This is a genomic window from Pseudomonas sp. FeN3W, from assembly GCA_030263805.2.
Taxonomy (GTDB): Bacteria; Pseudomonadota; Gammaproteobacteria; order Pseudomonadales; family Pseudomonadaceae; genus Stutzerimonas; species Stutzerimonas stutzeri_G.
In genome coordinates this window covers 430675-446046 of record CP136010.1, presented here as the reverse complement: position 1 = coordinate 446046, position 15372 = coordinate 430675, and the positions used below count along the sequence as shown (strand labels likewise).

The 15372-nt window shown below is 63.8% G+C and carries 12 protein-coding genes and 1 tRNA gene; 8 read left to right on the top strand and 5 right to left on the bottom strand.

Translation table 11 applies throughout. The annotated features are described in order from the left end of the window. The 8 genes from trbE to P5704_001925 are packed head-to-tail and all read left to right on the top strand — an operon-like array spanning window position 1 to window position 8127. On the top strand, window positions 1-2454 hold the full coding sequence (gene trbE, locus P5704_001960) for a conjugal transfer protein TrbE (protein WOF79294.1): 2454 nt from the start codon (window positions 1-3) through the stop codon (window positions 2452-2454). Next, window positions 2451-3176 carry a P-type conjugative transfer protein TrbJ gene (trbJ, locus tag P5704_001955; GenBank protein WOF79293.1) on the top strand — a complete coding sequence of 242 codons (726 nt, stop codon included), beginning with the start codon at window positions 2451-2453 and terminating at the stop codon, window positions 3174-3176. The genes trbE and trbJ overlap by 4 nt, the downstream gene beginning before the upstream one ends. A gap of 11 nt (window positions 3177-3187) precedes the next feature. Continuing rightward, complete coding sequence (locus tag P5704_001950) at window positions 3188-3508, top strand: hypothetical protein (GenBank protein ID WOF79292.1); 321 nt, start codon at window positions 3188-3190, stop codon at window positions 3506-3508. Next, complete coding sequence (trbL, locus tag P5704_001945) at window positions 3505-4875, top strand: P-type conjugative transfer protein TrbL (GenBank protein WOF79291.1); 1371 nt, start codon at window positions 3505-3507, stop codon at window positions 4873-4875. The genes P5704_001950 and trbL overlap by 4 nt, the downstream gene beginning before the upstream one ends. Window positions 4876-4899: 24 nt before the next feature. After that, complete coding sequence (gene trbF, locus P5704_001940; GenBank protein WOF79290.1) at window positions 4900-5604, top strand: conjugal transfer protein TrbF; 705 nt, start codon at window positions 4900-4902, stop codon at window positions 5602-5604. Further along, window positions 5601-6599: a P-type conjugative transfer protein TrbG gene (gene trbG / locus P5704_001935; protein WOF79289.1), complete on the top strand. Its 999-nt coding sequence runs from the start codon at window positions 5601-5603 to the stop codon at window positions 6597-6599. Before trbF ends, trbG begins: the two co-directional genes overlap by 4 nt. A gap of 2 nt (window positions 6600-6601) precedes the next feature. Further along, window positions 6602-7888 (top strand): TrbI/VirB10 family protein, encoded by a 1287-nt coding sequence (locus tag P5704_001930; GenBank protein ID WOF79288.1) that lies wholly within the window; start codon window positions 6602-6604, stop codon window positions 7886-7888. Continuing rightward, the gene (locus P5704_001925; protein ID WOF79287.1) at window positions 7885-8127 is read left to right on the top strand and encodes a DUF2274 domain-containing protein; all 243 of its coding nucleotides are present in this window, start codon (window positions 7885-7887) and stop codon (window positions 8125-8127) included. Before P5704_001930 ends, P5704_001925 begins: the two co-directional genes overlap by 4 nt. Before the next feature lie 605 nt (window positions 8128-8732). Here P5704_001925 and P5704_001920 read toward each other — a convergent pair. From P5704_001920 to P5704_001900, 5 genes are all read right to left on the bottom strand, one after another. Beyond that, window positions 8733-9701 (bottom strand): group II intron reverse transcriptase/maturase, encoded by a 969-nt coding sequence (locus P5704_001920; GenBank protein ID WOF79286.1) that lies wholly within the window; start codon window positions 9699-9701, stop codon window positions 8733-8735. Window positions 9702-9778: 77 nt separating this feature from the next. Continuing rightward, window positions 9779-10567: a reverse transcriptase domain-containing protein gene (locus P5704_001915; GenBank protein WOF79285.1), complete on the bottom strand. Its 789-nt coding sequence runs from the start codon at window positions 10565-10567 to the stop codon at window positions 9779-9781. 104 nt (window positions 10568-10671) lie between these two features. Beyond that, window positions 10672-10756, bottom strand: a tRNA-Leu gene (locus tag P5704_001910). Window positions 10757-11328: 572 nt separating this feature from the next. Then, a complete protein-coding gene (locus tag P5704_001905; GenBank protein WOF79284.1) occupies window positions 11329-13608 on the bottom strand; it encodes an ATP-dependent DNA helicase in 2280 nt (759 codons plus the stop codon). Then, window positions 13605-15242: a VRR-NUC domain-containing protein gene (locus tag P5704_001900; GenBank protein ID WOF79283.1), complete on the bottom strand. Its 1638-nt coding sequence runs from the start codon at window positions 15240-15242 to the stop codon at window positions 13605-13607. Before P5704_001900 ends, P5704_001905 begins: the two co-directional genes overlap by 4 nt. Window positions 15243-15372: the final 130 nt, after the last annotated feature.

Sequence of the window (15372 nt, the reverse complement as noted above, 5' to 3'; positions counted from 1 at the left end):
ATGCTGAACCTTGCCGAATACCGCCAGCGTCCCGCGCTGCTCGCCGACTGGTTGCCCTGGGCCGGGCTGGTGGCGCCGGGCGTCGTCTTGAACAAGGACGGCAGTTTCCAGCGCACGGCCCGGTTTCGCGGGCCTGACCTCGACAGCGCAACGCAAGGCGAGCTGATCGCCACGTCGGCACGCTTGAACAACGCGCTGCGCCGGCTGGGTTCGGGCTGGGCGCTGTTCATCGAGGCCGAGCGCCGCGCTGCCGCCGATTACCCGCATTCCGAGTTTCCCGAGCCGCTGTCGTGGCTGGTGGACGAAGAACGCCGCTCGGCCTTCGAGGATACCGGCCATCACTTCGAGAGCGGCTATCACCTGACGCTGGTGTACCTGCCGCCCGAGGAATCCCGCGCCCGCGCCGCCAAGATGCTCTACGAGAACACGCCGACGAATGGCGTGGACTGGCGCGAGCGGCTGCAGGCCTTCGTCGCGGAAACGGATCGGGTCTTCGACCTGCTCGATGGCGTCATGCCGGAAATCGCCTGGCTGGACGACAGCCAGACGCTGACCTACCTGCACGCGACCATATCGACACGGCGCTACCGCATCGGCGTGCCCGAAGTGCCGTTCCACATCGACGCGCTGCTGACCGACTCGCCGCTGGTCGGTGGCCTGGCGCCCATGCTGGGCGACCAGCACCTGCGCGTGGTGTCGGTGCGCGGTTTCCCGACCTCGACCTGGCCGGGGATTCTGGACGACCTCAACCGCCTGGGATTTGGGTATCGCTGGAGTACGCGCTTTCTGTGCCTCGACAAATCCGAGGCGGAACGGGAGTTGGGGCGCCTGCGCCGGCAGTGGTTCGCCAAGCGCAAGAACGTCATCGCGCTGCTGCGCGAAACGATCTTCCAGCAGGAAAGCCCGCTGGTCGATACCGACGCGAACAATAAGGCGGCGGACGCGGATGCCGCCTTGCAGGAACTGGGCAGCGATCAAGTCGCCTTCGGCTACCTGACGGCGACCGTCACCGTCATGGACGAGGACGCCGGCGCAGCCGACGAGAAGCTGCGCATGGTGGAGCGCGTCATCCAGGGCCGGGGCTTCGTCACCATCCCCGAAACGCTCAACGCCGTGGATGCGTGGCTGTCCTCGCTCCCCGGCAACGCCTACGCCAATGTGCGCCAGCCCATCGTCTCGACGCTGAACCTGGCGCACATGATGCCGGTGTCGGCGGTATGGGCCGGGCCGGAGAAGAACGACCACCTCGACGGCCCGCCGCTGATCGTCACCCGCACCGATGGCGCGACGCCGTTCCGGCTGGTGACGCACATCGGCGACGTGGGCCACACGCTGGTCGCCGGCCCGACCGGCATGGGCAAGTCGGTCCTGCTCGCCACGCTGGTCATGCAGTTCCGCCGCTATCGCGGCTCGCGCATCTTCGCGTTCGACATGGGGCGTTCCATGCGCGCCACCATCCTCGGGCTGGGAGGCGAGCACTACGACCTGGGCACGGATGGCGAAATCGCCTTCCAGCCACTCGCCCGCATCGACCGCGAGGGCTACCGCACCTGGGCGGCTGAGTGGATCGAAGGCCGCTTGCTGCACGAAGGCGTGGCGGTCAGTCCAGACGAGAAGGCGGCCATCTGGTCAGCACTCGGCAGCCTGGCCGGTGCGCCGGTGGAGCAGCGCACCATGACCGGCCTGTCGGTGCTCTTGCAGTCCAACGCGCTGCGGCAGGCGCTCGCACCCTATGTGCTGGGCGGTGCCCACGGCAAGCTGCTGGACGCCGACCACGACCGGCTGGGTATGGCGGACGTGCAGTGCTTCGAGATGGAGGAGCTGATGCACAGCAAGGCCGCTGTCATGGCCGTGCTGCAGTACCTCTTTGCGCGTTTCGACGAACGCTTCGACGGTGCGCCCACGCTGTTGATCCTCGATGAAGCGTGGCTGTTCTTGGATGACCCGGTGTTCGCAGCGCGCATCCGCCAGTGGCTCAAGACGCTACGCAAACGAAACGTCAGCGTCATTTTCGCCACGCAGTCGCTCGCGGACATCAAGGATTCGAGCATCGCGCCCGCGATCATCGAAAGCTGCGCAAGCCGCATCTTCCTGCCCAACCCGCAGGCGACCGAGCCGCAGATTCGCACGATCTACGAGGGCTTCGGCCTCAACAGCCGCCAGATCGAAATCGTCGCCACCGCGCAACCCAAGCGCGACTACTACTACCAATCCCGCCTCGGCAACCGCCTGTTCGACCTCGACCTGGGGTCGGCAGCGCTGGCGTTTGCGGGCGCGTCCACGCCGCAAGACCAGCGCGACATCGACCGCGCGCTGCTGGACGCCGGCGTGCCCGGCTTCGCGGGCGCCTGGCTGCGCCATCGCGGCCTCGATTGGGCGGCCGACCTGCTGCCCTCGTTCCCCGGCCTCGCGCCGGGTTCCCTCGCTGACCACCCCCTGGAGAACCTGCCATGAAAAAGCGCCTTATCGCTGCCGCCGTCGCAGCCATGCTTTGCACCGCCACCGCCCATGCGCAATGGGTCGTGGTCGATCCAACAAACCTCGTGCAGAACACGCTGACCGCGATCCGCACGCTGGAGCAGATCAACAACCAGATCCAGCAGCTCCAGAACGAAGCGCGGATGCTGATGAACCAGGCGCGCAACCTCGCCAGCCTGCCGTCCAGTGTGGTGAACCAGTTGCGCGCCAACCTGGCGACGACCGAGCGGCTGATCGCCCAAGCCAGAGGCTTGGCCTACGACGTGACGAACCTCGATCGAGAGTTCGCGCGCTTGTACCCCGAGCAGTACGCCGCCACCGTCAGCGGCGACCAGATGTACCGCGACGCGCAGGAGCGTTGGCGGAACACGCTCAACGGCTTGCAGACCACCATGCAGATGCAGGCCCAGGCATCGCAGAACCTCCATGATGACGAGGGCGTGCTGGCGGATCTCGTCGGCAAGAGCCAGTCGGCGCAAGGCGCGCTGCAAGCGATGCAGGCCATGAACCAGTTGCTCGCCTTGCAGGCCAAGCAGTCGATCCAGTCGCAGCGGCTCCAGATCACGCAAGACCGGGCCGCCTCGCTGGAACTGGCGCGGCAGGCGGCGGCCACCGAGCGCGCCCGCGAAGTGCGGCGGCGCTTCCTCGGGGAAGGCACGCCGTACACGCCGCAGTCCGTCAACTTCTACCGCGACTGACGGGGGCCGACATGCGATGCGTCCTCGTCCTTGGTGCCGTGCTGCTGGCCGCCTGCGGCGAGCAGCCGGCCGATCACCTCGCCAATGCCCTGGCCGCCGATCCCGTGCGGCTCAAGGCATTGCGCGCGCAATGCGCGGCCGACCGGCAGGCCACGGGCGAGGACGCTTGCCGCGCCGCCGCCGAAGCCTTCCGGCGGCGCTTCTTTTCCGGCGAGGCCGGGCCGGATGAATACCGGACGCTGGCCGACCTGCCGCCGATCCCGCCCAGCTTCGAGGAACCGGCCGATGGCACCGCGCCGGCCTTGCCTGCCGCCCAGGAGGACACGCCATGAATGACGTGACCATCATCGACCAGTTCCTCAACACCTTCGCCACCTACATCGACTCGGGTTTCGGGCTGCTGCGTGGCGAAGTGGCGTTCCTCACGGCCACGCTGATCGTCATCGACATGACGATCGCCGGGCTGTATTGGGCCATGAGCCACGCCACCGGCCAGGGCGAGGACGTGATCGCCAAGCTGCTGCGCAAGGTGCTCTACGTCGGCTCCTTCGCCTACATCCTCAACAACTTCAACTGGCTGGCCAGCATCGTGTTCCGCTCGTTCGCCGGGCTGGGCATCACCGCCACTGGCTCGGCCATCACGATGGAGAACTTCTTGCAGCCGGGCCGGCTCGCCAAGACCGGCATCGACGCCGGAGCGCCGATTCTGGAGCAGATCGGCGAGATGGCGGGCTTCCCCGAGGTGTTCGTGAACCTCGATCCCATCGTGGTGATGTTCCTTGCGTGGCTGGTCGTGGTGCTGTGCTTCTTCGTACTGGCGATCCAGCTTTTCATCACGCTGATCGAATTCAAGCTGACCACGCTCGCCGGGTTCGTGCTGGTGCCCTTCGCGCTGTGGAACAAGACCTCGTTCCTGGCCGAGAAGGTGCTGGGCAACGTCGTGTCCGCTGGCGTCAAGGTCCTGGTGCTGGCCGTGATCGTCGGCATCGGATCGGGCCTGTTCTCGCAGTTCCAAGTCCATCCCGCCGAACCGAACATCGACCACGCGCTGGTCATCATGCTGGCCTCGCTCACCTTGCTGGCGCTCGGGATCTTCGGCCCTGGCATCGCCACGGGCCTTGTGTCCGGTGCGCCCCAACTCGGCGCGGGCGCGATGGCCGGCGCCGCCGTCGGCGCGGCCGGAACCGCAGTGGCCGTCGGTGCTGTCGCGACGGGCGTTGGCGGCGCGGTGGCCGCTGGTGCGCGCATGGCCCCGGCCGCCGCCAAGCTGGCCGGCAGCGGTGCGCGCGCCGCCACGTCGGCGGCCAGCAGCGCGAAGTCGGCGTTCCAGACCGGTTCCGCCGCAGCAGGCGGCGGCGCCAAGGGCGCGATGGCGGGACTGGGCAACGTCGCCAAGACCGGCGCGCAGTCCGCCGGACGCGCTGCCGCATCCCGCGCTTCCGCTGCCGGGCAACGCATGGCCGCGCCGTTCCGTGCGGGCTGGAACGGCGACGCTGGCGCGTCAGCCGGCCAGACCACCACTAGCGAAGCCCCCGCAGGCGCTGCCGCTGCACAGCCCGCCGAGCAGCCCGCCTGGGCCAAGCGGCTGCAACGCCGCCAGCAACTCACCCACGCCGCGACCACCACCGCCCACACGCTGCGCGGTGGCGACGGCGGCGGCTCAGGGCAAGGCCCGAGCCTGCGCGGCTCCGACGACTGACGCGATTCACAAGGAGAACAGACCATGCGATTCAAGAAACCGCAGGTGCGCTACGCCGACACGCCGCAGCCTGCCACGCCGTACCAAGCTGCCGGCCAGGTATGGGACGACCGTATCGGCTCGCCGCGCGTGCAGGCGAAGAACTGGCGCTTGATGGCCTTCGGCTGCCTCACGCTCGCGCTGCTGATGGCCGGCGGCCTGGTGTGGCGCTCGGCGCAATCCATCGTGACGCCCTACGTGGTGGAGGTGGACAACGCCGGTCAGGTGCGCGCCGTCGGCGAAGCCGCTACGCCGTACCGGCCCAACGATGCGCAGACGGCGCACCACATCGCGCGCTTCGTGACGCTGGTGCGCTCGCTGTCCATCGACCCCATCGTCGTCCGCCAAAACTGGCTGGACGCCTACGACTACACGACCGACAAAGGCGCAGCCGTGCTCAACGATTACGCGCGGGTCAACGACCCGTTCGCGCGCATCGGCAAGGAGTCGGTGACGGTGCAGATCACCAGCGTCGTGCGCGCCAGCGACACGTCTTTCAACGTGCGCTGGACGGAACGGCGCTACGTCAACGGCGCAGCGGCGGGCCTGGAACGGTGGACGGCGGTGGTGTCCATCGTGCTCCAGCCGCCGCGCACCGAAGAGCGCCTGCGCAAGAACCCGCTTGGCATCTACGTCAACGGCCTGTCGTGGAGCCGCGAACTGGATTCTTCCGAAGGAGCAAAGCCATGAATGATGTTTTCCGTAAATCCGCCTTGCCGCTGATCCTGCTGGCCCTGGCGGGCTGCGCCACGCAGGGCAAGCCGCCGCCGACCATCTCGCTCGATGAGCCGGTGCCGGTGCAGGCCCAGCCGATGCCGGAGCCGCCCGCGCCCGTGGAGGTGGTGGCCGTGCCCGAGGTGCTGCCGATGCCGGCGCAGTTGATGCCGACTCCCGAGGCCGAGGACGCCAAGCCCACGCCTGAACCTGCCGACGAGAAGGTGCGCGTTTCGCGGGCCAATGCCGAGGCCCGTGTCGCGCCCACGCGCGAGGGCTACGTCAACGCGATTCAGGTGTGGCCGTTCACCGATGGCGCGCTCTATCAGGTCTATGCGGCCGTGGGTCGCGTGACCGTGGTGTCGCTCCAGCCGGGCGAGGAACTGGTGACGGTGGCCGCCGGCGATACCGTGCGCTGGATCGTGGGCGACACGTCCAGCGGCAGCGGTGCCGACCTGCGCGTGAACGTGCTGGTGAAGCCCATCCGCTCGGGCCTCAAGACCAATCTGGTCATCACCACCAGCCGCAGGACGTACTTGCTGGAGCTGACTTCCACGGACAAGACGTGGATGGCGTCAGTCTCGTGGGAGTACCCGCGCGACCGGATGCTGGCCTTGCAGCGCCAGGCGCAGGCGGCCAGCGCCGCCGCGCCGGTCGATCGCGGCCTGTCGCTGGAGAACCTGCGCTTTCGCTACGCGATCAGCGGCAGCAATCCGCCGTGGAAGCCGCTGCGCGCGTTCGACGATGGCGCGAAGGTCTATATCCAGTTTCCCGCAGGCATCGCGCAGGGCGATCTTCCGCCGCTGTTCGTGATCGGGGCCGAAGGCGACGGGCAACTGGTGAACTACCGCTTCCGCTCGCCGTACTACATCGTGGATCGCCTCTTTGGCGCGGCCGAGCTGCGCTTGGGCGGCGACAAGGGCGACGTGGTGCGGATCGAGCGCACGGATGGCGTGGCACGGAGGAACTGACCATGAGCCAGGACGACACCCCCGACCTCGCCACGCCGCAGGCGGGCAAGATCGCGCCCGAGACGGTGGCGCTGCGCGCCCAGCCGCGCCCGGTCACGCGCCTGAATCGCCGCACGCTGGCCGTCCTCGTCGGCGGCCTGTCGGTCGCCGTACTCGGGGCCACGATCTGGTCGCTCCAGCCGCAGCGGCGCGGGGCCAATGAGCAGACCGAGCTTTACAACGTCGATCGCGTCTCGAAGTCCGAAGGATTGGACGGCCTGCCGGCCGACTACTCGAAGCTGCCGCCAGCCTTGCCGCCCGCTGTGCCCGAGCTGGGGCCGCCGCTGCCCGGTGACCTTGGCCCGGCCATCGTCGCTTCGCAGCAGCCGGTAACGCCGGGCTATTCGTCGCCAGGCCATGATCCCGAAGATGCCTTGCGCAAGGAGGCGGACGCGGCGGCGGCCTCGTCGGTGTTCTTCCGCTCAGGCGGCCAGAGCCAGGCCGCCGCCACGGTCGCGCAAGCTGCGCCGGGTGCGCCTGGTGTTGCAAACACACTCGCGGCCTTCGATCCTCTCGCTGCCGGGCCTGCCCCGACGGCGGCCCAGCCCGCCGACCCGACGACGGTGCAGGATCGGCAAGACCAGAAAGAGGCTTTCCTGAAAGCCGGTTCTACGGAAACCCGCAATTCCGGCAATCTGGCGTTGCCTGCGTCGCCTTATCAGGTGATGGCCGGAACGGTGATCGCCGGCGCGCTGGTGACAGGCATCAAGTCGGACTTGCCGGGCGACGTGATCGGCACCGTGACGGAGCCGGTCTATGACACGGCCACCGGCAAGTTCCTGCTGATCCCACAGGGGTCGCGCATCCTCGGGCGCTACAACAGTCAGGTCAGCTACGGGCAGAGCCGCGTGCAAGTGGTGTGGAACCGGATCATCTTGCCCGACACGTCCTCGCTGACGCTCGACAACCTAGTGGGCACCGACCCGGCTGGCTACGCAGGCTTGGAGGATGACGTGGACTGGCACTGGAACCGCATCTTTGCCGGTGCGGCGCTGACGACGCTGCTGGGCGTCGGCGCCGAGCTGGCCGCGCCGGAGAACCGCCAGGATGGCAACCGCATCGTCATCGCCGGGCGCGACAGCGCCCAGGACAGCATCAATCAGGTCGGCCAAGAGATCACCCGACGCAACATGAACATCCAGCCGACGCTGACCGAGCGGCCTGGCTTGCCGGTTCGCATCATCGTCAACCGTGATCTGGTGCTGCGGCCGTACCAGCCGCTGTTCTTCAATCGGGGAGCTTCGCAATGAGCACGACCAAGAAGCTGCGGCTCGGGCCGCTGCCCAAGACCGAAAGCGTCAAACTGACCTTTGCCTGCCCGGCCAGCTTGAAAGCCGACCTCGACCGCTACGCCGCGATGCACGCGCAGACGTATGGCGAGGCGGTCGATGCAGAGAAGTTGATCCCGCACATGCTGGAGGCGTTCATGGCGGGGGATCGGGGCTTCAAGCGAACACAGCCCAAAAACGGAAAAGCCGCCCCTGCGTGAACAGGGGCGGCTCTGGATTGGTGCCCGAGGCCGGAATCGAACCGGCACGCCTTTCGGCGAGGGATTTTCTTACCACTTCGACTTTCGCCGCCGCCCTGCTCAACGCATGGCGTTCGTGGTCTGGAGCACGCCTTCACCATAGCCTTGCGGCCGTAGGTGCCCGCCGTCTGCTCTCTACACCTTCCCAAGCTGTGCTTGGGCTTGGCTCGGCGTTGGCTCGGGTGCAGAAGCATCCAGGGCGTTCGCCGACTTTGACGGGCTTCACTTCGGGCGTTTCCCCCCGAAGGCTCAAATTGTTCAAGTCCCTTGTGTCTACCGATTTCACCACTCGGGCGTAGTGCTCAACGCACCGAAAACACCTACCTCCATCTACTGGCGCCTAGTTGGCCCCTGGCCCTCAAGCCAAACTGCAAGGCTACAACTTGGATGCCCGCAAACCGTTGTCACTATTGACCTTCTGGCCCGGTAGTTCTAGCAGAAAGGACTTGACAAAACAGAGTTGGGTCGCCTGCCAGAGCCTCCGAAGAGGACTGCCAGCAGGCTCCCACCGAACCGGACGTGCAACTTTCATAGCATCCGGCTCTCCAGCAGGTGGATGACGACCATCATTGGGGTATGTAGGCAAGATCCGACAGCTTCACGCCGTCGTACCTTCCAGCATGGATCCCATCGTGACAACTGCGGCAAACCGGCAGCTGTTTTCGATTGATGGCACTCATGATTCTGTTGAAGCCATTCGCAATGGTCTTGTTCCCTTTACGCAGCGCCCGTACGTGGTGCATTTCTACACCATGTGGGTTGCCGCATACCGCACAGGGACTGCCCAGACGGCTGCGGGTGAGCCTCCCCGTCTTAGCCACCAGTACATTGATATCTAGTGGTCTTTCCGATGGGGATTTAACCTGCCGCCACGTAGGGGGTCTCCAGAACGAGATGTCCTTGGGCTCCCCGTCCGCTCCTTTGTAAGTGATTCGAGGAAACACACCATATTTCCTGATGGCTCTTGGGACTCTAATCCGATGCTTGTGACTTAGGGTCATTAGGCATGAATACTGGAGGATGTACATTACCCATCTGAGCTTGTGGGCGTTATTGCTGATGCAGTAGTAGTTGTAGACCCCTCTCCAGACCGAGTTATACCTCAGGACTATTTCATGATCCTCCAAAGCCACGAAGGACTTCTTGGAACACGGGAAATGGGTCTTGCCTTTTACTGAGTGGCAAAAACCTGACTTACTCAGCCGGGAGACAATCTCCAGCGTCGGGACGTCGACTCTTGGCTGCCATCCGGTCACACGCTTAAGCGTTGTCCGCTTTCCTTCTGTTTCGACCATGCGACGCTTTACAGAGTCGCCGACGGATAGGCGAAAGCCCAAGAAAGAAGCTTCATCCGACTTGGCGTGGGTGATTAGTGTCTTCTCCTCCGACAGTTCCAGCTTTAGGTTCTCGGCGAGAAATTGCGTTGCCCTAGACTTGACCGCGCTGGCCAATTCCTTGCTACCAACAACACCAATCATCCAGTCGTCCGCGTAGCGCACATAGTAGATGCGGCAAAAATCAGGGTCGTTGACCATGACCGTTGGTAGCAGTGAGGCCTTTCTCTCCAGTTCCTTTACTGCTTCAGATTCCTTAGTGGCTTTCCCTTTCGATATCAGGTAATCCCTCTTCTAATCAGGCTGCGCCATTCCGGATTCGCTTTCCTCTTCACTCCCTTGTTGAGTTCTTTCTGAAGATCCATGACCCAGCAGTCGAACTCGTGCAGGTAAATGTTTGCGAGTATAGGGCTGATGATTCCACCCTGGGGCGTTCCGAGCTTACTGGATGACAGCGAGCCATCTTCTTCTCGAATTCCCGCTCGCAGGAAAGACCAGACAAGGTTGATGAACCTCTCATCCTTGATGCGCTTACGGAGCATCGTAATGAGGATATGATGGTCGATGTTGTCGAAGAAGCCTTTAATGTCCCCTTCGACTAACCAGGTCACCCCCTGCCATTTGGTGAACTCATTTATTGCCGTATGGCAACTCAGATGCGGTCTGAAGCCATGGCTGTGCTGTGAGAATGTTGGAGCCTCGCTCGTGTCGTAGATGCATTCGAGGATTTCTCGAATCATTTCTTGGACAATCTTGTCTCTCGGAGACGGTATACCCAGAGGCCTGGACTTCCCGTTTGCTTTAGGTATGAATTTCCTGCGAACAGGTTTCGGGGAGTACGAACCATTTTTAATCGATTCGCACAGCGTGCCTATTGCTTCCAAAGAGATGTGATCAAGGGTGACTCCGTCGTCCCCGACAGTCATGTTCCCTGGTTTCGATTTGATCTGCTCGTAGGCCAGGACGGCCATTTGAGGTGAGCACACCAACCTGAAGATGTTGTCGTTAATCCACTCCGGATTCCGGTTCAACTTTCTCAGAGTTTCAAGCCTTTCAATGATTTTCATGAGCCATCCAACTCAACCATTTATAAGCTTGATAACACCCGCCTGTAACCCTTCTGAGTTCGACCCCTCACGAAAGTCGTCCCCCCTTCCTATTACGGAAGTAATGGTGCCTCGGGCCGGACTCGAACCGGCACGCTCGGAGAGCGGGGCATTTTAAGTGCCCTGTGTCTACCATTTCACCACCGAGGCGTCACTCTACTACGGTTACTCCGTGACCATATCGCTTACGCAACTTAGGCCATCCCTGCGTTAACGACAGAACGTTGCACCGGACTTAGGTATCCCTTTCGTCATTTAGCCCCGCGCTGGGGTTGAGCCTTGGAAGGGGAACTACGGAAGGCCTTAAAATCTTACCTTCTGTCTCCAAGGAGTGGGGTTACAGCATCCTTTCCCCACCGATACGAGTAAATCGCTCTCTGACTAGGATTCGGGCAATACAGCTCTTACCATATCCGTTTTACCTGCCTCTCCGGGGAAGCGGATACTATCCCCTTTGAGACTTTTAACACCATGCTACAGTCCCTTACGGGGTTTCCCCCTCCGGTAAGGTGTTGGTTTACTCACTTTGTTCCCAGTGAGGACGTATGCCTACGTCGTCGTTCCGTCGCCATCTACAGGCGCACTTTTAAGTCTCTTGCGTATACCAATTTCGCCATCCGGGCGGAGACTGCCTAGCAGTGCGCCGATGGGGAATCGGCGGCGCAGGACTATAGCGAGCCTCCGTGTACCACGCAACCCGAACAGCGCTACCTTGCGTGGCGTCAGTTACCGGCTGTGGGCGAAAACTGCCACCAGCCCGGCAGCAGACGGCGTATCTGCGCCCGGCCGAAACGGTCGTCGATCAGGTGCACGACGCCTTCGTCGCTCTGCGTGCGAATGACCCGGCCCGCGGCCTGCACGACTTTCTGCAGCCCGGGGTAGAGGTAGGTGTAGTCGTAACCCAGGCCGCGGCCGAACAGCTGGTCCAGGCGTGTCTTGAACTGCTCGTTGACCGGATTGACCTGTGGCAGGCCAAGGGTGGCGATAAAGGCGCCGATCAAGCGGTTGCCTGGCAGGTCGATGCCTTCGGCGAATGCGCCGCCAAGCACGGCAAAACCGATGCCCTTGCTGTACTCGGTGAAACGGTCGAGAAATGCGCTGCGGGCTGCTTCCTGCATGCCGCGGGTTTGCTCCCAAAAGGGCACGTCCGGATACTGCTCGCGCAGCAGGGCTGTCACCTGTTGCAGGTAATCGAAGCTGCTGAAGAAGGCCAGGTAGTTGCCGGGACGCTCGCGGTACTGCCGGGCGACGAGCTCGACCACAGCGCCCAGTGAGGCTTGGCGGTGCTGATAGCGGGTCGAGACATGCTCGGCCAGGCACACTCGCAGCTGATTGGCCTGGAACGGCGATTCGACCTCGGTCCAGGCGCTGCCCGTGGGCAGCCCTAGCATATCGGCATGGAACCGGCGCGGGTTCAGCGTGGCAGAGAACAGCACCGTCGAACGAGCCTGTTTCAACCGTGGCGCGAGGAAGGGGGCTGGAACCACATTGCGCAGGCACAGGATCGAACGCCTGGCCTTGCTGCGGCCAGTTACGGGTAACAGACTGATATCGAACAACGAATGCTCGCCGAACAGTTCGGCGACCCGGCAGAAATGCATGGCATCGAAATAGGCACGTTGCAGCTCCGCGTCCAGCCCGCCGGGCTGCTCGCCCAGGTAATCGGTGATGGCACTGACAGCCTGTTGCAGGGCACCGAGCAGCTTGAGCGGCAGTTCGGGCTGCACCTGATAATCCGCCAGCTGCTCACGATGCAGGTCGTTCCAGCAGCGCTGTACTCGGCCCAGCGGGCGTTTCAAGGGCGCCGGCGCCTTGCTGCCGAGACCGGCGAAGGCTCGCTGATCGAGCGCCGCGCTATACATACCGCGTGCGCGTTCAAGGAGATTGTGCGCTTCGTCCACCAGTACGCTGATACGCCAGTCGTTGTTGAGCGTCAGGCCGTAGAGCAGGGCGCTGATGTCGAAATAGTAGTTGTAGTCGCCGACCACCGCGTCCGCCCAGCGCGCCAGCTCCTGGCTGAGGTAGTAGGGGCAGACTTGATGGGTGAGGGCGACCCCACGCAATGCCGCTTGATCGAGCATGCCGTGCTGCAGTGCCGCCGCTCGGGCCGCGGGCAAACGATCATAGAAGCCTTTCGCCAACGGGCAGGATTCGCCGTGACAGGCCTTGTCCGGGTGCTCGCAGGCCTTGTCACGCGCGATCAGTTCGAGCACACGCAACTCACCCGCGCCGTTGCGCTGCAGCGTTTGCAGTGCATCCAGCGCCAGGCGCCGGCCGGAGGTCTTCGCCGCGAGAAAGAACAGTTTGTCGAGCTGCTGGCCGGGGAAGGCCTTGAGTTGCGGAAACAGCGTGCCCAGGGTCTTGCCGATACCGGTCGGTGCTTGCGCCATCAGCGTAGTGCCGGTGCAGGCCGCCTTGTAAACCGCCTCGGCGAGTTGCCGCTGGCCGCTGCGGAAACCGGCATGAGGAAAGCGCAGCGCGGTGAGCGCCCGATTGCGAGCGTCGCGATGGGCGAGTTCCTGTTCGGCCCAATCGATGAACGCCTGGCACTGGGTTTCGAAAAAAAGGCGCAGGCTCTGCGCCCCGTGGTGTTCGATGATGAGGGTTTCCTTGTGGCTGGCGACGTCGAAATAGACCAATGCCAGCTCGAGCTCATCGAGCTGGCGTGTCTGACACAATAGCCAGCCGTAGATCTTCGCCTGCGCCCAGTGTAACTGCCGATGGTTGGCCGGCTGGCGTTCCAGATCACCGCGAAAGGTCTTGATTTCCTCCAAGCGGTTCCGCGCAGGGTCGTAGCCATCGGCACGGCCGCGCACCATGAGCTCTCCGTATCGGCCCTCCAGGGCCACTTCACGCTCGTAGCCCTCGCCGCGCCTGGCGGTGACCTGGGCGTGGCCGGCGATGCCTTCCAGCGCGGTGGGCGAGGGCGTGAAGCGCAGGTCCAGATCGCCAACCTTGGCGGTGAACTCGCAGAGCGCGCGCACCGCGACCCGATAGCTCACGCCATGACCTCGGCCCATTGCACATGGCAGACCGCGATAGGCAGACCGTGCTGATGGGCGTAATCGATCCAGCGCTTCTGGTTGTCCTGCAGGCGATCGCCCGGGCCTTTGACCTCGATCATCCGATAGCGGCGCTCTTCGGGCCACAGCTGGATAAGGTCCGGCAGGCCAGTACGATTGCCGCAAACATCGGCAAGGATGCGCTGGAACATCAGCTTCAGATGCGTGGCGGGAATGCATGCCAGGGCATAGGCCAGCAGTTCCTCGTCGAGCAGCCCCCAGGCGACGAACGCGTTGTGAATGCCGAGCTTTGCCTGGAAGGTGCGCCAGATGCAGTCGCGGTAGTCGTCAGTGTCGAGACAGGCCAGGCACGCGGCAAACAGGTCGGCACGCCGTTGATGGAAATCCGCACGATTCAGATCGGCCGGTGCCCAGTGAAAGGGGTGGAAGAACGCCCCCGGCAGTGGTGCGAAGATCGCGTCCCAGCAAAGCAGACCGAACAACGAACCGACCAGGGCATTCTCGACGTAGTAGACGGGGGCGTCTGGCCTCGACAGGTGCTCGCGCACCGCGTGCTCGACGCTAACGCCGGCGCGGGGCAGGATCAGGTCGAGCTGCTCCGGTTTACGACTGCCTAAGCGATCTGTGGGAATACCCAGACTGCGTTGCAGGCGCGGTTTGATTCGCTGCAGTTGCTGCAGTTCGTGCTCACTCTGCGGTGCAGCCTGTGCCTGGTGCAGCAGCTTCAGCGCTGCTGCAGGCTGGCCACAGCGTTCGAGCACACGAATCGCTCGCTCGCGGGCTCCGGGATAGCTATTGGAGGCATGCAGACGCAGGGCCTCTGTCAGGTCACCGATGCGCTCGAACTGCTGCCCGATGCGTAGCAATAACTTGCCGCGGCGGCTTTCCAGCCAGGCGTTGGTATAGGGCGCATCGGGCACGTCGGCCAGCACGTCGCTCAACGGCTCGCCGCTATCGAAACGCTCGCGGCAACGATGCAGATGCAGATAGGCATCCAGCTCGGTGCGGCAGTTGAAGGCGCGGGAGCTGGGCGAGAAGACGACCTGCTCGTAACGATAGATGCCGAGGTCGGCCAGAACGAATTCGGACCAGTCCTGATGGATGTTGCCGAAGAACAGCAAACGCAGGCGCTCACAGAGATCGTCGATGCATAAGGCAAATACGGCGTCTTCGATCTGGCTGCACCACGCCTGAAACGGCTTGGCCATCTGGTGACCGGCACGCAGGTTATCCAGCAGCTCGGCCTTGCGCAGGCTGGCTGATGCAGATGCCCCGAACACCTGCAGCAGCTCGCCTTTGGTCAACAAAGCGAACAGCTGCTCGAGCGTCAGGGCCGAAGAGGCATCGACCCACCCCTGATCGATCAATGGCTCGACCGCGCGACGCGAGCAGCCAATCTCCGGATAGCGCAGCTTGCTTGCCCGAAACAGCATGCCCTTGCGCATGACCATGCGTACCAACAGTGCCTGGGAAGGCTGCGGCAGCAGGGCGAAACGTTCGATAAACGCCAGCTCGGTTTCATCCAGCAGATCACTGTGGTGACGGCTCACCCAGGCCAGAACCTGTCGGAAGTTTTCAAGGTAGTAGAAGGGATTTTCCAGGGCCTGACGCATTGCACATCCGCTGCAGCTGGGGGCGCGCGCGGCCCGCTCAAAGACTGGTTATTTATACAGTTTGAGCGGCGTTTGGCAATTGCCCGGTGATCAGCGGAAGCCTCGCGTAAGACAGCAGGCGGCTGGCGCC